Below are 20,107 nucleotides of genomic sequence, written 5' to 3'. Positions count from 1 at the left end.
GTCAAGAAAGGTAAGGTGGAACCGTGAAAGGCTTAGTAAATTTCGTATTGAAAAATAAGCTTGCCGTATGGTTACTAACAATCATAATCGTGTTCTCAGGTATTTATTCATCTACACGTATGAAAATGGAATCGATTCCAGACATATCGATCCCGTTCTTAATCGTTATGGGTGTTTATCCTGGTGCAACACCAGAGCAAGTAATGGATGACCTTTCAATTCCTTATGAAAAGGCAGTTGAAAGTTTAGAAGATGTTAAGGCTGTATACTCTACATCGAGTTCGAATGTTTCACAAGTTCAAGTGGAATATGAATATGGCGTAGATATGGATGAAAAGAAACGTCAATTAGAAGCTGCTTTAGATGATATTGCACTTCCTGAAGGTGCTCAAGAGCCTTCTATTATGGCAATCAGTATGAATATGATGCCAGTTATTGCGTTATCAGTAAGTAGTTCAGATGAGGATATTGTCGAATTAACATCTACAGTAGAACAAATTATCCTTCCAAAGTTAAACAAAATTGACGGTGTAGCATCAGCTACGGTTACTGGTCAGCATTTGGAAGAAGTAGCTTTCACATATGATGAAGCAAAAATGAATGAATTAGGCCTAACAGAAGATTCCGTTAAGCAAATGATTCAAGCAAGCGACTTAGCTGTTTCTTTAGGTTTATATAAATTTGAAGAGGGCGAGCAGGCTGTTGCAGTTGATGGTAAGTTCAAAACAGTGGAAGATTTAAAAGAAATGTTAATCCCTGTTACACCATCTGAAACAAATCCAGTACCGTTTGTGAAGCTAGGCGATATTGCTGAGATTGAAAAGGTTGGTAAAGTTCAATCAGTTTCTCGTACAAATGGTAAAGATGCTATTGCCATTCAAGTTATTAAAGGTCAGGATGCAAATACAGTAACAGTTGTAAATGCAGTAAAAGAATTAATTGAAGAAGAGCAGGAGTTAATTTCCGGTCTTCAAATCGATATTTCTTTAGACCAAGGTAAGCCGATTGAAGACTCTGTTTTCACAATGGTTGAAAAGGCAGTATTCGGGGGATTAATTGCGATTTTAATTATCCTATTATTCCTACGTGACTTTAAATCAACAATCATTTCGATTATTTCGATTCCAGTTTCAGTATTTATGGCATTAATGCTATTGCACTGGATGGATATTACATTAAATATTATGACGTTAGGTGCCATTACCGTTGCAATCGGTCGTGTAATTGATGACTCGATTGTAGTAGTGGAAAACATATACCGTCGAATGCACTTAAAAGAAGAAAAATTACAAGGCCGTGCATTAATTCGTGAAGCAACGATTGAAATGTTTAAGCCAATTATGTCTTCAACATTAGTAACAATTGCGGTATTCGCACCATTAGTATTTGTAGGTGGTATGGTTGGAGAATTATTCGTACCATTCGCTCTTACAATGTCATTTGCATTAATCGCTTCATTAATCGTTGCGGTTACAATTGTACCAGCACTTTCTCATACATTATTCCGTAAGAAAATTTACGGTGAAAAATCAGAAAGTCAACATAAAGAAGTTGGTAAATTAGCATTAACTTACCGTGGATTCTTAGAAAAATGTTTAAATCACAAATGGATTACTTCTATTATTGCGATTGTAATGTTAGTAGGTTCATTAGCGTTAACGCCATTAATCGGCTTCAGCTTCATGGGTTCTCAAGAAGAGAAGGTAATGTATTTAACATATACACCTAAAACGGGTGAGTTAATGGAAGATACATTAGCTAACATTGAAGAAGTTGAACAAGAATTAATTAAGCGTAAAGATATCGATATTTTACAATTATCGGTGAATACTGAACCTTCAACAGATGCAGCCTCAATGATGACTGGCGGCGGTGCTGGCGGTGGTTTAATTTATGCGATTTTCGATCCGGATATGGATGATTTCCCTGGAGCGAAAAAAGAAGTAGAAGACTATATCTTCAACGTTGGCCAATCAGGTGAATGGAAAACACAAAACTTCGCGATGGGTATGTCATCGAATGAAGTAAGCTATACGTTATACAGTGAAGACTTAGATAAGTTAAACGAAGCTGTAGCTCAAGTGGAAGAAGTATTAGTGGATATCGACGGACTAGATGAAGTTGAATCAAATGCTTCTGAGCCTTATGTAGAAAATGTCATCAAAGTAGATCAACAAAACGTATTACAATACGGTTTAACTACTGGACAAATTTTAATGGCTTTACAAACAAATACAGCAAAAGAAGTATTAACAACTGTTGAGAGTGATGGTAGTGATATTAATGTTGTTGTACAACGTGAAGCAAGATCTGCAGCTGCTGACATTGATGAACTATTGGAAACACCAATTCAAACTGCAACAGGTCAAACAATGAAACTTGGTGACATTGTTGAACTTGAAGAAGGTACTACATTAAATTCTTTATCTCGTCAAAAAGGCGAATACTTTGCGACAGTATCTGCAACGATTACAGATAAAGATATTTCGAAGGCTACATCTGCAGCAGACGAAAAGATTGCTGATTTAGAATTACCTAAAGGTGTTACGACTGGTGTAGGTGGTGTTGCGGCTGATATGACTGAAACATTCACTCAATTAGGGGTAGCGATGATTGCAGCAATTGCCATTGTATACTTCATCTTAGTTGTAACATTCGGTGAAGGTTTGGCACCATTTGCGATTTTATTCTCATTACCATTTACTGTGATCGGTTCATGGATTGGGCTATTCGCGACAGGCCAAACAATTTCTGTATCGGTTATGATGGGATTACTGATGTTAATCGGTATTGTTGTCACGAACGCTATCGTACTTGTTGACCGTATTATCCGTATGGAACATGAAGGTATGAATATGCGTGAAGCAATATTGGAAGCTGGGGCAACCCGTTTACGACCAATTTTAATGACCGCGATTGCAACAATTGGTGCGATGTTACCAATGGCATTCGGTGGTGCTGGTGGCGGACTAATATCTCAGGACTTAGCCGTAACAGTAATTGGTGGTTTATTATCATCAACAGTATTAACATTAGTCATCGTTCCGATTGTATATGAAGTATTATCGAAAATGCTGAAGAAAAATCGTAAAGATGTAAAAGACAATTAATATGGGCGGCCTGTAGGAATAATATTCTTACAGGCTGTTTTTTATTGTACAGTTAAGGGTAAAGAAGTTAAGTTTTAAAGACCTAAGCGGGAGGGATTTCATGAGAAAAATATTGCTTTTTAGTTTTATATTTTTTGCAACAGCCATTTTTCATCCAATGACTACAAATGCTGCTACAGAAAAGATTGACCTTGGTAAGTACCCAGTACAAGTAATCGCAAAAAAGGATACGGAACTAAAGGATAAGAATGGGGCTGTTTTAAAAAGAGTAGCAAAAGGGGAAAAGCTTTTATTAACCGGGATACAAGGGAAGCAAGGTATCGTAAGAAATTCTTCTAAAACAGCTTTCCTTACTTTAACTGATGTTCACTATGCTCAATTAGTTGACGGTTCAAAAATGTTAACATTTGATGAAATAGCCTCTAAGTTAAAAATGATTTCCCTGATGTATCCTTCACTTACGCAATTACAGGAAATTGGACAATCTGTTGAAGGGCGCTCTATCTATTCAATAAAGCTCGGAACTGGTAAAAAGGAAGTTTTATTTGATGCGGCATTTCATGGCCGGGAACATATGACGACGAATGTGCTGATGGAAATGATTGATACATATTTAAAGGCCTACGTGAATGGCACGAAGATAGAAAAATATGATGTGAAAACGATATTAAGTGAGGTAAGTATTGTGTTTGTACCAATGGTTAACCCAGATGGTGTAACACTTTCACAAGGTGGAAAAGTGAAAACATCTATGGCCAAGTTGAGAGCGATGAATGGGAGCTCCAATTTTAATCGTTGGAAAGCAAATATAAATGGTGTCGATTTAAACCGTCAATTCAATGTGAACTGGCAATTAATTAAAATGACAAAGCCTTCGTATAAAGAATATAAAGGAAAAGCGCCGAATACAGAGCCTGAAGCACTTGCAATGAAAAGACTGATTGATCGCGGCAATCACTTAGCCTATGTATCTTATCATTCATCCGGTCAAATTATATATTGGAGTCGAGCGAAGAACCAATTTGAACGTACGAAAAAGCTAGTAAAGGGAGTTTCTTCAATTACAGGCTATAAAATGATGCCTGTAACAACAAAAAACGAACCAATTGCAGCTTCTGAGGACTACTTCACAAAAGTTAAAGACCGACCTGCGATGACGGTTGAAATAGCACCATATGCCGGTGAAGCTTCGGTACCACTGAAACGCTGGAACAATGTTTGGAAGCAAAATAAAACTGTCGCACTATACGTAGCGAATGAAGCGAGAAAATGGTAGGTAGTAGGAAATAATTTAAAATACCATTGCATTTATTCAGAATTATCAGTAGACTAGTAGTAATTAAATGAATTTGCAGGGGGACACGTAAGTGTTGAGAAGGTAAAACCTGACCCTTAGAACCTGTTCCGTTAACACGGGCGTAGGGAGCAAAATGTACAAGCTAATAATCGTACGTGGCGCTCTCCATCTTTTTGGAGAGCTTTTCTTTTGCAAATTTTTTAATTGCGGGGGGACACAATTGTGTTGAGAAGGTTAAAACCTGACCCTTAGAACCTGACAGTTAATACTGGCGTAGGGAGCAATAAGTGCGTACATATGCACTTTTTTAGGCATCTCTACTTTTCGTAGAGGTGCCTTTTTTGCTTACGCCTCCAAGGAGGAATTAGGATGGATTTTTGTGGAGAAGTAAGAAAGCAAACGGAATATTATTGGGAGGCCAGTTTGAAGCATCCATTTGTACAAGGTATTGCTGATGGAACATTGGAGCTGGAAAAGTTTAAATTTTATATGCTGCAGGACTCATATTATTTAAAGCATTATATGAAACTACTTGCGATGCTGGCGGCAAAAGCTAATGAGGATGAGGATGTAGCTTATTTCCTGGAAACCGCGAACTTTATCCGGGAAGCAGAGTTAGAGCTACACCGTTCGACTTTTAATGAGTTGCAGGTTACGCCTGAAGAAATCAGTAATTTTGAACCAGCACCTGCAGCGTACAATTATGTCAGTCACATGTATCAAGCATTTTATACAGGGATGATTGCCGACGCATACGCTGCGATACTACCTTGCCCGTGGTTATATCAGGAAATCGGAGCCGCATTACGAAAAGCAACACCGGGTGTTAAGTTGTATCAGCAGTGGATTGATTTATATGCCTCCGCTGAGATGGAACAAACAATTGAAAAACAAAAGGAAATGATGAATCGATTTGCACAGATGCCAGGAAATGATGAACGTGAATTGACAGCCCATTTCAAGCGCAGTTGCTATTATGAGTGGCAGTTTTGGGAAATGTCCTGGACTTGTCAGGATTGGCAACAGGAAGTGTATAGGAATGAGCATGTTACGAACTTGTAAACATCCTGGAGGGGCGTAGTTATATGAAGTTAATGGCAGTAACAGATGATAGTCAGCCAATTTTAGTATTAGCACAAAAAATCATTCAAATTCAGCAAATCGTGGATTATATCCAAATACGTGAAAAAACAAAAACAGCAAAAGAAGTGGTGACTTTACTGGAATATTTGGATAAGGGAGCTGTCCCGAAAGACAAAATCATCGTAAATAGTCATTTGGATATTGCCTTGAGCAACGGTATTCAAACGATTCATTTACCGGAGAGAGGCTTATCGGGACAACAGGTTAAAGATCAATATCCACAACTTCGAATAGGTAGATCGATTCATGATTATGTGGGCGCCATGGAGGCAGAGCGGCAAGGGGCTGATTATGTTCTTTATGGACATTGCTTTGAAACAAACAGTAAAAAAGGAAAGGTTCCAAACGGTCTTTCTCCCATACATGAAATGAAAAAGAACTTAAAAATTCCCGTCTTCGCGATTGGTGGGATTCATGTGGATCGAGTACAGGCACTCCTAGATGTTAAGGCAGATGGGATAGCGGTTATGTCCGGTATTTTTTCGGCAACGCATCCATTTGCAGCAGCACACCAATATAGGGAGGCCATTAAAGATGCAATCAAGCTATGACGTAGTCGTAATTGGCGGAGGGATTATTGGAAGTGCGATTGCCTATTATTTAGCAAAGGATCAAGTCGAGGTAGCCGTCCTTGAGGAAAGTCGAATTGGTCTAAAAGCGACAAGTGCAGCGGCGGGTATGCTTGGTGCACATTCGGAATATGAGGGCGATGGAAAGGACTTCTTCACTTTTGCGAGATACAGTCAGGCGCTCTATTCGAAGATACAGGATGAACTATACGGGCTAAGTGGCATTGATATTGGCTGCAAAAAGGGAGGGATTTTAAAGCTGGCCTTTTCTGAACGTGACAAGAAAGAATTAGGGACAATACTCGCACTGCCTACTGTGACATGGCTTGAAGCAAATGAAGTAAAAAATCTAGAACCCGATGTTTCCCCGCATATAATAGGGGCTGCCTATATTGAAGAGGATACTAGTGTACTGCCGTATCGTGTATGCCAGGCTTTTTTTAAAGGGGCACAAGTTTACGGTGCATCCATTTTTGAGCATACAAAGGTGTTAAAGATTCAAAAGCAGCAGGATACTTTTCAAATAGATACAACACTAGGAATGATCAAAGCAAAACGAGTTGTCATTGCTACGGGTGCTTGGAGTAATCCCTTTTTTCAGCAGCTAGGTATAGAGCAGCAAATAACACCGGTCAAAGGGGAATGTATTGCTGTTGAAGGGAGAAGCACTTTATTAAAACATACTATTTTTCATGATAAATACTATATCGTTCCTAGAAATAATGGGGAGCTAGTTATTGGCGCTACTATGAAGGGAAATGATTGGTCAGAACACGTAAGCCTGGATGGCATGGAAACATTAATTCAAAAAGCGAAGGAACTCTTTCCTGCAGTTGGTCAGATGAAGATTAATGCTGCCTGGTCAGGATTGCGTCCACAAACATTCGATCAAAAACCATTTATAGGCTTTCATCCACATGATGATGCGATATTATTTGCAACAGGACATTATAGAAACGGGATTTTATTAGCACCAGCAACAGGTGAGATGATTGCGAGCTTCATATTAAAAAAAGCTGTAAAAAAAGAATGGGTCGAGGCTTTTCAAATGAATCGACCGAACAGGAGATGAGTAAGCGATGTCTATTACAGTGAATGGGAGAAAGCAACTCGAGCTTTTTCAAAATGTTCAGCAATTACTGAAACATTATGGCTTAGAAAATCGCATTGTTGTCGTAGAGGTTAATCAGGAAATTGTTATGAAAGAAAACTATGAAATGACGAGCTTATCAAAAGGTGATGTGGTAGAGATTGTTCATTTTGTTGGAGGAGGATGAAATATGTTAAAAATTGCAGATCGCACGTTTCAATCCAGATTGCTGTTAGGGACAGGGAAATATCCGTCGTTTGAGGTGCAGAAAAAAGCAGTAGAAGTATCACAGGCAGAAATTTTAACGTTTGCCGTAAGAAGAATGAATATTTTTTCAGAAGAGCAGCCTAACTTTTTGGAGCAGCTCGATCTGACGAAATATACGCTGCTGCCTAATACAGCAGGGGCAAAAAATGCTGAGGAAGCAGTTCGTATTGCTAAACTCGCTAGGGCATCCGGATTGTGTGACATGATAAAAGTCGAAGTCATTGGAGACTGGCATACATTACTGCCGGATCCCCTTGAAACTTTAAAGGCGTCAGAAATGCTGTTAGAAGAAGGATTTATCGTTTTACCGTATACATCGGATGACGTCGTTCTAGCAAAACGCCTTGAAAGCTTGGGTGTTCATGCGATTATGCCAGGTGCTTCACCAATCGGCTCAGGCAAAGGTATTATAAATCCAATGAATTTAAAGTTTATTATAGAGCAGTCAACTATTCCGATTATTGTAGATGCAGGAATTGGCTCTCCTAAAGATGCTGCCTATGCGATGGAGTTAGGGGCAGATGCGGTATTACTGAATACAGCTGTAGCTGGAGCAAAGGATCCTGTAAGAATGGCTGAGGCAATGAAGCTCGCAATAGATGCTGGCAGATTAGGCTTTGAGGCAGGCAGAATAGAAGAAAAAGAGTATGCAACTCCGAGCAGCCCGACAGCAGGAATGGTGACGCCTTGAACAATCGTTATGCAAGACAATCCTTATTTTTAGGGCAAAACACGCAACAGCGTATCCAGCAGGCAAAAGTCTTAATTATTGGGGTAGGGGCACTTGGTTCAGCGAGTTCTGAAATGCTGGCGAGAGCAGGAATTGGGCATTTGACGATTGTTGATAGAGACTATGTTGAATGGAGCAATTTGCAACGCCAGCAGCTCTACGTCGAGACGGATGTCCATCACAAATTACCAAAGGCTATCGCTGCTAAACAAAGGCTGGAGCAAATAAACAGTGAAATTATTGTTGAAGGTATTGTGAAGGATGTGCACGGACTAAATATAGAAACGTTAATGCAAGGACATATGATTGTTGTCGATGCAACGGATAATTTTGAAACAAGCTTAATCATTAATGATGCGGCAAATAAGAAAGGGATTCCGTATATATTTGGTGCCTGTGTCGGGAGCTATGGTCTCACATTACCTATCGTCCCAGGAGAAACCCCATGCTTACATTGTTTGCTGCATCATTTACCAATGGACACGATGACCTGTGATACAGTCGGTGTCATTAGCCCAATTGTTCAAGTTACGGCTGCGTACCAAGTAACATCCGTAATGAAATGGCTTTCAGGGATTCCATTGGAACCAATTGTTCAATCGGTCGATCTATGGAAGGAAGAGCAGGCAAAAATTCATGTATCGAAGCTTAAAAATCCACATTGCCTTACTTGCGGAGAACAACCAATTTACCCTTTTCTACAATTAAATCAGCAAATGAAGGTAGGGGTGCTTTGCGGGAGGGATGCCGTTCAGCTAAGACCTGGCCAATCTTATAAGTATTCGTTAGAACAAATTGCAGAAAACATAAGTAAGCAAGTGAAACATCTAATAGTAAATCCATATTTACTATCATGTCAGTTTGAGACATACCGCATCGTTTTCTTTGAAGATGGTCGCGCCATTATACATGGTGTTTCAGATCCGATGTTAGCAAGAGTTGTTTATAACCAATTTATACAAATAGGCGGAAGCGGTCAAAGAGTGCAAGTGTAAATATTTAAAATGAAATGTGGTGAACAAAAGGGTACGAAACATAAAATCGTACCCTTATCCTATTTGGTCTGATCAATTGCCCTCCTAAAATAAGGGGAGCTTTTACCGTTATTTGAATGATGTAGCTCATTTTAGGATAAATAAGGGAACGTTTTACCGTTATTTTCAATAAAATCATGAAACTTCATACTTTTTAGGTCAATAACGGAAATCTCTTCCCTTATTTTCACTATTTTTTATGTTATTTTAGAAATAACGGAAATTCATTCCTCTATTTATCTCGTTACGCAATTCAATTTACAAAAGCTTTGGAGCCACGCCGCCGCCCGGAAAGCCTGCCTCGGAATGGATTACAACGGACGACAGCTTCAAAAACACTTGCTTCAACGCCTTTTCCCGTAGCGCAGCAGAACGGACTTCATTAGAAAATCTTATTTTCAATTTTGTCTTCCCTAACTTATTGTTATTAAATGTAATATTTCCACAAAAGATATTAGTTATTGCAAATGGAAATAAGTTCCTGTATAGTAATGGACAACTTTAGAAGGAGGAATGTTTATGCTGAAATTGAAGGCATCCATATTTTCTACAACACATCATCATACAAAGTAGTCTTGCTATCTTTATTAATTTATTAATATTGAATAGGAAGACTATTTTTCGTGGAATCGTATACATAAAGCCGTTTTAGGAGCTTTATATAGACGATTTTTTTTATTGCCAAAAATAAAGGAGGAATCACTATGAAAAAAATGGATTATCAAAATGTACGAGGTACACAGGATTTTTTACCAGAGCAAGAGGTAGTACGACGTAAAATTCGCCGTACGTTGGAGGATACTTTTATTTTATATGGCTGTAAACCAATAGAAACTCCGATGATTAATTATACCGATTTAATGGCATCCAAATATGGAGGTGGGGCAGAAATTTTGCAGGAAATGTACACATTAACAGATCGTGGCGAACGTGAATTGGCACTTCGTTATGATTTAACCATTCCATTCGCAAAAGTGGTAGCGATGAATCCAGGGCTTGCGATGCCATTTAAGCGTTATGAAATCGGGAAAGTGTTTCGTGATGGTCCGATTAAAGCTGGACGATTCCGTGAGTTTACACAATGTGATGTCGATATCGTCGGTGTAAAGTCACAAGCTGCGGAAGCTGAACTGATGATGATGGCAGTCAATGCTTTTGAAAAATTAGACGTAAACATCTTTATTCAATATAATAACCGCAAGCTTTTGTACGGGATACTGCAAGTGCTTGAAGTGGATGAACAAAAAATGAATCGGGTTATTTTAGTTTTAGACAAGATGGAAAAAATCGACCGTATGACATTAGCGAAGGAATTAACGGAGTTGGGGATAAGTCAAAAGTCGCTAAAAAATATAGAAAGCTTTTTAGACGCAGCACCGACACTTTCGTATTTTGAAACATTTCAAGACGAAAACAACTTCATAAAGCAAGGTGTAGCTGAAGTACATGAATTAATGGATTATTTAAACGCGCTTAATATTGCCCAAACCTGTATTTTCAATCCGTTTTTAGCACGAGGTCTGGAAATTTATACAGGAACTATTTATGAAATCTTCTTAGCAGACGGTGTAATTAAATCAAGTATTGGCAGTGGCGGTCGCTATGATAATGCGATTGGTGGACTGATTGGCACAGATGAGGAATTTGCAACGGTTGGTATTTCATTCGGCCTTGATGTTATTTATACAGCGCTTGAATTAGCTGGTAAAATTGAAGGAAAGCCTACAGAGATCGATATTTATATTATTCCCATTGGTACAGAAAAGCAGGCACTACAACTTGCATCAAGCTTACGCAAAGAAGGTAATCGGGTTGAAGTAGAACTCGGTGGCAAAAAGGTACGTAAGGCAATGGAAAAGGCTAATCGTGAAAATGTATCAAAGATTATTGTGCTGGGGGAAGATGAAATAGCTAAAGGGAAGTATGGATTGAGGGATATGAAGACAGGGGATATTGAAGAAAAATCATTGACGTACTAAATAAGAAGTAGGAAATTACATCACCTTCGATCCTTAGTTAGTATTAATAAGAGGTGATGTAATTTCTACTGCATAATGTTAGAGTAATACGTTCCTTACTAAATGGACCGGATAGGGAAGGTTTAATTAAATGCGCAATAAAGAGTGTAGTAGGCTATGCACTAGACAAATTCATTTTTATGGTATATACTAGGTTTAATAAGAGTTACACAAGACAACAATAAATTCACCTATTACAAAAAGTATTTGGATTTTGTTTGGTACTTTTTGTAATATGTGAATTTTTTTCTTTTAAAGAAATTGTCATCTTATTAATACGAATAATGGAGGTCATTTAAATGACACAAGGTACAGTAAAATGGTTTAACGCAGAAAAAGGTTTTGGATTTATCGAAGTTGAAGGCGGAAACGACGTATTCGCTCACTTCTCAGCAATCCAAGGCGACGGATTCAAATCTTTAGACGAAGGTCAAAAAGTTGAATTCGGTATTGAAGACGGTCAACGTGGCCCACAAGCTACAAACATCGTAAAACTTTAATTTTAATGATGTAACCATACAAAAGAGGTATCCTTTAATTAGGATGCCTTTTTTTGCGTTTATTTTTTTGTTATAGCGTTTTAGAAGATGAAGATTCGAGAGGTAATATAAAATCAGATTCCTCAATATTAAAATTACTTTTTATGGGATTTAAAAAGTTAATCACTTAATGTTACCAAACGTCGCTTTGGGTGCGTTTTTTTATTCAACTACCGAGGTAGGTTTATTGAATAAAAATTAACAAGATACGAAGAATAAGGAGTAAACGTAAACCTGGGGTGAGTGTTGATGGTTAAGCATTACTTAGTCTTATTAGGATTTATATTAATTGTTCTTACTTCTATGCAAGTAGCAAAATCAGAAACAATACCAAAAGCAGAAGAAATGTATGTCACAACGGAGGATATTATTTCTGACATTATCTTCCCAACTATTGATAAAAGAGTTATCAAAGAGTATGGAGGAGATAATCGTCTTATTTGGCAATGGAAAAGGATTGTTGGTATTACTTACAACGAGAATCATTCCTATGATGTTACTGTAAGAATTGAGATTCCTTCAAAAAAGCCTAACGGGAATGTTAAAGAAGATTTGGTTAAGGTAAGAATATCCCCGTCCTGTGATAGTGAGAAGATTAATAAGCAGAAATGTAATCACGGTTTCGAAATTGAAATATTAGACTACAAACATTTATCTCAATAAGAAATATTACCTTTAACTAAACGCAACAGTGATTTATAAAGTATACAAAGTAAACCTAATAAACATTCACATTTGGGAACCAATACCTCCTATTCAATTGAATAGGGGGTATTTTGGCTGCTCGTGAACGATAAATTCCCAAACAATGCTTTACGTGCATTTTCGTTATTCAACAATCGGTCCATATCATTTAATTAAAGAAGGGTTTTCCTTTTATTAATCGAACCTAATTGTATGAAGTTTATTTAGTAATTAAGCAACACATTACAACTAATTAAAGGGGGGGTACTACTAATGAATTTGGGAAAGGAATATTTAAAAGTTGTCTTAGAACGGTTTAAAAGTGTCAAAAATCTTGGAGATAAGACAATAAATCTATTATCAGAAGACGAGATTCATTGGAAATTAAATGATGAATCTAATAATGTTGCTGTTATTGTAAAACATTTAAGTGGAAATATGGTGTCTAGATGGTCTGATTTTTTAACTTCAGATGGAGAAAAATCTTATAGGAATCGAGATCAAGAATTCGAAGAGTCTAGAGTATCAAAGGAAGAATTGTTTGGAATTTGGGAAAAAGGTTGGCAGATACTTTTTGAGGCATTAACTAATTTGGAAGAGCAGGATTTATTAAAAAATATTTATATCCGTAGTGAAAAGCATCTAGTAATTGATGCAATAGAAAGACAAATGGTTCATTATTCTTATCATATAGGACAAGTTGTTTACATTGGAAAACAAGTAAAGGATAAAGATTGGAAAAACCTTAGTATTCCAAAAGGACAATCAAAGGAATACTTAGAATATATGGAGAAAAAACATAAAGGATAATAAGTTAAGACACCTTAGTTCATTAAGGATTTATAAAGCATATAAAAATTAACCTAATAACGTTCCCAAATGCAAGTTTGGCAAGAAGCGAAAAGGGCAGAAATGTTATTAAATCAACGTTTCTGCTTACTCTATTGGTACATTGTTTATGCGTTGTTTTATACACTTTTACTAAAACTCAATGCGGACAACGGTTTGAGCGTATTTTGGGGAATGTTGCGTCATTGGTTTTCTTGTATAAAATCATGCATATCCTTATGGTTTGTAAATCCGCATTTTTCGAAGTAACCTCAATTAGATTTAAATATTTCATCAAAAAACGCACAGAAATAATCTGAGCATTTTTAATCGCCATTTATATAATTAGCGTGTCATTTACATTGTTTTTAATATTATTCTTCCCATCAACCGAACCCGTTATTTAATTAGGAAGCTTTTTTTATGAAGTGAATACACCCTTACTCCCATCCTTAAAACGTCAGCTCAAACCGTTTTCGTAAATTTCGTTTTAAATAGAATGAAAACATTAATGGAAATAATGATTGCACTTATAAGAAATATCGGCGGAATGGCAAAGTGATCTGCCCAGTAACCTCCAACAAGTAGGCCAAAAGGTAAAGCGAGTTTCATAATCATCGAAGTTGTACCAGCAACACGACCTAATAGATGATTGGGCGTTGTTTCTTGACGTAGTGCAAGGTAGACAATATTTGTCATCGTTGAAATTGCTGTACGCAAGGCTAATAAAATCCCTAATAGCCACCAAGTTTGTGCAAACATAAAAGTAATTAAAATAAGAACTTCCACTGCCATTGAATATGTATAAATTTGTCCTCTTCGATATTTATTACGAAGCGGTCTAATTATTTTTGCTCCCAATATGCCACCAAAAGCTGATAGTGTTAGCATGAAGCCAAGCTCCTCTTTAGTAAACTGCAGCGTATCTAGCGCATAAAACGTTAGCACACCGATAATTAGGCTTGAGGCGAAATTTGAAAAGAAAATTGTCCATGTTTGTATAAACAGCGACTTATTTCTGATCAGCTCATCATAGCCTTCTTTTAAATCCTGCCAAAGTGATTGAGAAGACCGTTTTGGATTAGGTACCTTCTGTAGTAGGGCTGTTACGAAAACAATGAGCAGATTACAACCTACAAAAAGCCATAAAAATACAGCATTTGAACTCCAAAGCAGAAGCATACCTAATAGTCCAGGTCCGATAATGGAAATTAGGGTACTTTGTAACGACAATCTTGTTTGAATCTCTGTCATTTGCGAACGCTCAAACAGCTGCGGCATAATCGCATTTGTCGCGCTGCCGATCATATAGCCGAGCGAAGAAATAACAAAACCGAGCACATATACAGACCAAAGTGAAAACTCGGTTGTCGTTAGCACTACTGTTAAAGTAAATGCAAATAGTGTACGGATGACATTTCCCCAAAGCATAGTTAGGCGACGATTCATACGGTCTACAAGCACCCCAATGAACATTCCTAATAGCACATTAGGTAAGAAATCCATTAAGCGCATTGTACTCATAGCAATGGCTGATTTTGTATATTCATACAAGATAAGCGGTAATATAAAGGAAAATGTTGTCATTGAAATATTCACTAATAATGAAATTACATACAGCTTCTGGAAATTTGGATTTTTAAGTAAATTCATATAGCACCTCCACTTAAAGAAGTTTAGAATAAAATAACTGGAACAAAAAGTGATTGGAAAAATAGACTTGTTCACCTTTTAAGGAGGAATTATGGAATACGAGTTTACGTTAAGCAAATTTTTTATGAAAGATCAACGTATGGAAACGTCTATTGCGGAAATAGCCGAGCTTTTAAATTGTTCTACACGCTACGCCAAAACGATAGTACATCAGCTTGAGAAAAATCAGAAAATCCGATGGGAAACCGCGCGTGGTCGGGGAAAGAAGCCGTTTATTACGATGCTGAGAAATTCAGATACCATTTTACTAGAATGGATATCTCAGCTTTGGGAAATCGGGAATTATGAAGTCGCATTGGAAATTATAAAACGTTATGACATGACCCAAAATTTAAATATTCAGGCGTGGTTAAATTCAAAATTAGGTCTGCAATCCATTGAAGATGAGCATATATTTGTTCAGCAAATGTATGAAGTTGAACTTTTTCTAGATCCTTTAGAATCAATTTCAAGACATGATTCCCATATGATGGAGCAAATTCATGAAACACTTTTTGGGATTGATGAAAATGGCAATATATTTAATAATTTAGTATTTGCCTATGATACACAGGATTATCGCACATGGTCTTTCGTATTAAAGAAAGGCGTCAAGTTTCATGATGGTACAATACTGACGGCGGAGGAGGTCGTAGCTTCGATTGCCTATATTAGTGAGCGTTACAAAGAAATTTATGAAATTGAACAAATGAATGTCCTTAGTAAATACGAACTTCTTGTACAGCTGAAAAAGCCATTTTCCTTACTGCCAACCTTTTTTGCTAGTCCGAGATTAGTCATGCTAACCAAATCCCTCAATCCAGAAATCGGCTGTGGACCCTTTCAGCTTAAGCAGCTTTCAAATGACAAAATTATTTTGGAGGCGTTTCATTCTTATTTTAAAGAACGTCCTTGGATTGACCGAGTGGAGCTGTTTATAACGGAAAGCGATGTCGCAAGTCCTATTTCCCATATGCCGATTGAGGACGAACCTTATCGTGTCATTGAACAGCAGGAGGAAGGTGCAACATATTTATTTTTTAATAGTAACCGTGAAGCCTTCTCAAGTGTAGAGGCAAGAGCCTATATATGGCATAACATCTTACCTGAGCAATTTGTATTAAATCCGTATTACGAGCAACCTGCGTACGGCTGGCTGACTTCATCAAATAAAGTACAAGTAGAAACCCCACAGCTAATAAAACCCGACTTGAAAGAGCCGATTATTATTGGGTATCAGCAAATTCGTGAAGGGGTGAACCATCTTCCACAGGCAGAAAAGCTTCAGGAGATTTTAGCAGAGCATAATATTGAAGCGAAACTCGAATGTATTAATTTTCAACAGCCAACAGCAGAACGATTTAATAAGATGGACCTATTTGTTGGTGGTATGGCTATTTTAAGGAATCTAAATCTATCCTTTTATAATTATTACACTACATACGGAAAAAACTTAATTGCTACAATGAATGCACAGGATTGTAGTAAGGCATTCAATATATTTGAAGAAGCGAAAACGTCACATAATCCATTGCTTCAATTTGAGGAACTTGAGCAATTTCTGCAAACGTCATACCATCTGAAATTTTTAAAACACCGTAAGCATTACTATTATGTTCGGGATAATTCTAACTTTGATCATGTGGTGTTTGATAGCCATGGACGAATTGATTATCGGAAACTTTATATTTCGGCAAATGAACATAAAAAATGATAAATACCTAAAATATAAGCCCCTCACTCTTTTTCAGAAGTAAGGGGCTTATGAATTTTTAGGCGAATGTAATTGACAATTCTGCCAATAAATAATAAGTTATATATGAGTATATGTTCATATATATAAAATTAATTGTGGAGGGGTTTTAAATGGGGGATCACGATCACCATCATCATCATTCTCATAGCACGAACAAGAAAGTATTGTTCATTTCCTTTTTAATCATTACAAGCTTTATGATTGTCGAAGCGATTGGAGGTTTCTTGACAAATAGTCTTGCTCTTCTTTCAGATGCAGGTCATATGTTAAGTGACGCCGTATCGCTTGGTATTGCATTGTTGGCCATCATTTTGGCTGAAAGGGTCGCTAATGGCAGTAAAACATTCGGCTATAAACGTATTGAAATATTGGCCGCTACTTTAAATGGATTAACTTTAATCGTTATTGCATTGTTTATTTTCTATGAAGCAATCCAAAGGTTCATGAATCCACCGGAAGTCGCATCAATAGGGATGCTAATCATTAGTAGTATTGGGTTAGCGGTAAATATACTAGTGGCATGGATTATGCTACGCGGTGCAGATACGAAAGAGAATTTAAATATGCGTGGAGCCTATTTACATGTAATTAGCGACATGATTGGTTCAATCGGTGCCATTGTGGCAGCTTTACTTATTTTGATTTTTGATTGGGGTTGGGCAGATCCATTAGCCAGCATATTTGTAGCGGCACTTGTTATTCGTAGCGGTTACCACTTAACGAAAGCTTCTTTGCATATTTTAATGGAAGGAACACCTTCAGATATAAATGTGGAGGATATCATTCATACGATTGAACAGCATAGTGAAATTAAAGCGATTCATGATTTGCATATATGGACAATTACTAGTGGGTTAAATGCCATGTCGTGCCATGTAGTAGTGAATGAAAATTTAACGATAAAAGAAAGCGAGCAGCTTCTCGATAAAATAGAACACGACTTACTTCATCAAAATATTCACCATGTGACAATACAAGTTGAAACTAATACACATAAACATGACAGTTCCATTTATTGCACAGTCAAGCAGGATACGAATGCACATCACCACCACCATCATCATTAATACTTTTAATTTAATAAGAAATGAGTGTTAATATTATGTCGATAGAAAAGAGAACACAACACGAACTGGATGACGAAACTTTATTTGTCGTATCGCAAACATTTAAAGCATTAAGTGACCCTACGCGGATACGTATTTTAAATATGCTATGCTGTGAGGAACATTCAGTAAATGATATAGCGGAAACGCTAGATTTAAATCAATCCGCTGTTTCCCATCAATTGCGTTTTTTGAAAAATCTGCGCTTAGTAAAGTTTCGCCGGGAAGGAACGACATTGTATTATTCAAGCGACGATGATCATATTATCAACCTGCTTCATCAGGCAATTGATCATGCAAAACATTAAAGTCAGAGTTCATTTCGTTGCTTAAAATTGCATAGTCTTTAGCCTTTGTAAGTACCAGATATAAAAAATAGCACACGCTAAATTATTCATAAATATATATTATGATTTCGATATAATGTGCAAGAGTAAATTAAGTATGCTTTATATCGTTAAACGATCGGATTAAAGGGATTCAACAATTCCTTAATCCGATTTTTTATATGAATCCCTTTACTAGGATAATAGATTATTTCTATCATTATGATAGGTATGATGTAATAGACGAACGGGAATGCTCTCATTACAATATAGATAAGGCAATTAAAAAATATAGTGTCTTGGATTTTTTAATTGGCAATAAGAATTTCTTATGATTCATCGTAACAACGAATTAAAAAACTATTTTGGGGTGATTGTTAATGGAAAAAGATTTAAGTCAATTCATCAGAAATGAAGCGTTTTTAAGTAAAGTTGTTTCGGCAGAAGAAGCCGCTTCTTGGATTGAGGACGGTATGAACCTTGGAATGAGTGGCTTTACACTTTTCGGGGAGCCAAAAGAATTTCCACTTGCACTATCTAGACGTGGTGAGAAAGAAAATTTCAAAGTCAATTTATATACTGGCGCATCTTTAGGTCCAACTGCAGATCAATCGATGGCAGAGGCGGATATCGTTAGCTTACGTGTTCCTTATCAAGGAAATGCCGTTATGCGCGGGAAAATCAATGCAGGAGAAATATTCTATATTGATCAGCATTTATCACATACAGCAGAAGAAGTGAGAAAAGGATCGTTAGGGAAAATCGATTATGCTATTATCGAAGCAGCAGCTATTACGGAAGATGGGCTGATTATCCCAACTGGATCTGTAGGTAATTCGCCTATTTTTGTAGAAAAGGCTGAAAACGTTATCATCGAAATCAATACAACGGCGCCAAAAGCTTATGAAGGACTTCATGACATTTATGTTCAGAAGGCACAAGGTGAACGTAAAGAAATACCGGTATACGGTGTTGCAGATCGTATTGGTGAGATCGGGATAAAAGTAGATCCAGCCAAGGTAAAAGGGATCGTTTTATCAGAACAGCCGGATGTTCCTTCTCCGTTATTTGAGCCAAATGAAGAAACACAGAAAATTGCAGATCATTTATTGGATTTCCTTGCCAGTGAAGTGGAAGCAGGGAAATTACCAGAATCATTAGCTCCATTACAATCTGGAGTTGGATCTGTTGCAAATGCTGTTTTGAATGGCATGCAAAAATCTCAGTTTAAAGATATAGAAGTATTCTCGGAAGTTCTGCAAGATGGCGTATTCGATTTAATCGATGCAGGTATCGTGAAATTTGCAGCAGGTACTGCCTTCTCATTATCGAAAAAACGTGTTGATCAACTTGCAGAAGATTTGGAAAAGTATAAAGATAAAATTATGTTTAGACCACAGGAAATCTCAAACAATCCGGAAGTTATTCGCCGTTTAGGTGTTATTTCATTTAATACAGCGCTTGAAGTCGACATTTATGGAAATGTCAATTCAACACATGTAAATGGTACAAAAATCATGAACGGTATTGGTGGATCGGGTGACTTTGCCCGTAATGCCCGAATTACAATCTTTGTAACGTCTTCTTTAGCGAAAAATGGTGCCATTTCAACAATCGTTCCATTCGTGTCGCATATTGACCATACAGAGCATGATGTAGATGTAATTGTTACGGAGCAAGGATACGCGGATCTTCGCGGACTCCCACCAGTAAAGAGAGCCGAAAAGCTAATTGAAATTGCGCATCCTAATTATCAAGCGCAATTACGTGCCTACTTTGAAGAGGCGAAAGAGAAAGTTGGCGGTCAAACACCACATATTCTAGAAAAGGCATTTTCTTTCCATACGAATTTGAAAGAGCATGGAACGATGCTAATCGAGGATACTAAAATTAATAATTAACAATGATTGTACTGAAA

At 37.2% G+C, this 20,107-nt stretch carries 17 protein-coding genes and 2 riboswitches; of the genes, 16 read left to right on the top strand and 1 reads right to left on the bottom strand.

The window, feature by feature from the left end:
• Positions 1 to 23 precede the first annotated feature (23 nt).
• The 12 genes from H9632_RS07230 (at position 24) to H9632_RS07175 (ending at position 13,291) form a co-directional block, all read left to right on the top strand.
• On the top strand, positions 24 to 3,110 hold the full coding sequence (locus tag H9632_RS07230; protein WP_191703443.1) for an efflux RND transporter permease subunit: 3,087 nt from the start codon (positions 24 to 26) through the stop codon (positions 3,108 to 3,110).
• Between the two features lie 100 nt (positions 3,111 to 3,210).
• On the top strand, positions 3,211 to 4,386 hold the full coding sequence (locus H9632_RS07225; RefSeq protein WP_191703442.1) for a M14 family zinc carboxypeptidase: 1,176 nt from the start codon (positions 3,211 to 3,213) through the stop codon (positions 4,384 to 4,386).
• Positions 4,387 to 4,453: 67 nt separating this feature from the next.
• Positions 4,454 to 4,552: riboswitch (TPP riboswitch) on the top strand.
• A gap of 53 nt (positions 4,553 to 4,605) precedes the next feature.
• Positions 4,606 to 4,704: riboswitch (TPP riboswitch) on the top strand.
• A gap of 72 nt (positions 4,705 to 4,776) precedes the next feature.
• Positions 4,777 to 5,469, top strand: coding sequence for a thiaminase II (gene tenA, locus H9632_RS07220; protein ID WP_191703441.1), 693 nt, complete (start codon positions 4,777 to 4,779; stop codon positions 5,467 to 5,469).
• A 23-nt stretch (positions 5,470 to 5,492) separates the two neighbouring features.
• On the top strand, positions 5,493 to 6,101 hold the full coding sequence (locus tag H9632_RS07215; RefSeq protein ID WP_191703440.1) for a thiamine phosphate synthase: 609 nt from the start codon (positions 5,493 to 5,495) through the stop codon (positions 6,099 to 6,101).
• Complete coding sequence (gene thiO, locus H9632_RS07210; protein ID WP_191703439.1) at positions 6,085 to 7,191, top strand: glycine oxidase ThiO; 1,107 nt, start codon at positions 6,085 to 6,087, stop codon at positions 7,189 to 7,191. The genes H9632_RS07215 and thiO overlap by 17 nt, the downstream gene beginning before the upstream one ends.
• Positions 7,192 to 7,198: 7 nt before the next feature.
• Complete coding sequence (gene thiS, locus H9632_RS07205) at positions 7,199 to 7,396, top strand: sulfur carrier protein ThiS (RefSeq protein ID WP_191703438.1); 198 nt, start codon at positions 7,199 to 7,201, stop codon at positions 7,394 to 7,396.
• A 3-nt stretch (positions 7,397 to 7,399) separates the two neighbouring features.
• Positions 7,400 to 8,167 carry a thiazole synthase gene (locus H9632_RS07200; RefSeq protein ID WP_191703437.1) on the top strand — a complete coding sequence of 256 codons (768 nt, stop codon included), beginning with the start codon at positions 7,400 to 7,402 and terminating at the stop codon, positions 8,165 to 8,167.
• Complete coding sequence (locus H9632_RS07195) at positions 8,164 to 9,201, top strand: ThiF family adenylyltransferase (protein ID WP_191703436.1); 1,038 nt, start codon at positions 8,164 to 8,166, stop codon at positions 9,199 to 9,201. The genes H9632_RS07200 and H9632_RS07195 overlap by 4 nt, the downstream gene beginning before the upstream one ends.
• Positions 9,202 to 9,944: 743 nt before the next feature.
• Entirely contained in the window at positions 9,945 to 11,219 is a 1,275-nt protein-coding gene (locus H9632_RS07190; RefSeq protein WP_191703435.1) for a histidine--tRNA ligase, read from the top strand.
• 338 nt (positions 11,220 to 11,557) lie between these two features.
• Positions 11,558 to 11,758, top strand: coding sequence for a cold-shock protein (locus H9632_RS07185; RefSeq protein WP_191703434.1), 201 nt, complete (start codon positions 11,558 to 11,560; stop codon positions 11,756 to 11,758).
• 288 nt (positions 11,759 to 12,046) lie between these two features.
• The gene (locus H9632_RS07180; RefSeq protein ID WP_191703433.1) at positions 12,047 to 12,460 is read left to right on the top strand and encodes a hypothetical protein; all 414 of its coding nucleotides are present in this window, start codon (positions 12,047 to 12,049) and stop codon (positions 12,458 to 12,460) included.
• A gap of 294 nt (positions 12,461 to 12,754) precedes the next feature.
• Complete coding sequence (locus tag H9632_RS07175) at positions 12,755 to 13,291, top strand: DUF1572 family protein (RefSeq protein ID WP_191703432.1); 537 nt, start codon at positions 12,755 to 12,757, stop codon at positions 13,289 to 13,291.
• A 483-nt stretch (positions 13,292 to 13,774) separates the two neighbouring features.
• On the opposite strand, the gene H9632_RS07170 is transcribed toward H9632_RS07175, so the two are convergent.
• Positions 13,775 to 14,962, bottom strand: coding sequence for an MFS transporter (locus tag H9632_RS07170; protein WP_191703431.1), 1,188 nt, complete (start codon positions 14,960 to 14,962; stop codon positions 13,775 to 13,777).
• Positions 14,963 to 15,053: 91 nt separating this feature from the next.
• On the opposite strand from H9632_RS07170, the gene H9632_RS07165 reads away from it, so the two are divergent.
• From H9632_RS07165 to H9632_RS07150, 4 genes are all read left to right on the top strand, one after another.
• A complete protein-coding gene (locus tag H9632_RS07165; RefSeq protein ID WP_191703430.1) occupies positions 15,054 to 16,715 on the top strand; it encodes an ABC transporter substrate-binding protein in 1,662 nt (553 codons plus the stop codon).
• A 152-nt stretch (positions 16,716 to 16,867) separates the two neighbouring features.
• Entirely contained in the window at positions 16,868 to 17,824 is a 957-nt protein-coding gene (locus tag H9632_RS07160; RefSeq protein WP_191703429.1) for a cation diffusion facilitator family transporter, read from the top strand.
• 35 nt (positions 17,825 to 17,859) lie between these two features.
• Complete coding sequence (locus tag H9632_RS07155; RefSeq protein ID WP_191703428.1) at positions 17,860 to 18,171, top strand: ArsR/SmtB family transcription factor; 312 nt, start codon at positions 17,860 to 17,862, stop codon at positions 18,169 to 18,171.
• 398 nt (positions 18,172 to 18,569) lie between these two features.
• Positions 18,570 to 20,090, top strand: a complete 1,521-nt coding sequence (locus H9632_RS07150; RefSeq protein ID WP_191703427.1) for a succinate CoA transferase — start codon at positions 18,570 to 18,572, stop codon at positions 20,088 to 20,090.
• The last annotated feature ends 17 nt before the right edge of the window (positions 20,091 to 20,107 follow it).

This window comes from Solibacillus merdavium, assembly GCF_014836935.1.
In the GTDB taxonomy this organism is placed as follows: domain Bacteria; phylum Bacillota; class Bacilli; order Bacillales_A; family Planococcaceae; genus Solibacillus; species Solibacillus ferritrahens.
Note: the sequence above shows the minus strand (reverse complement) of the source record. Positions and strands in the feature narration are given on the sequence as shown.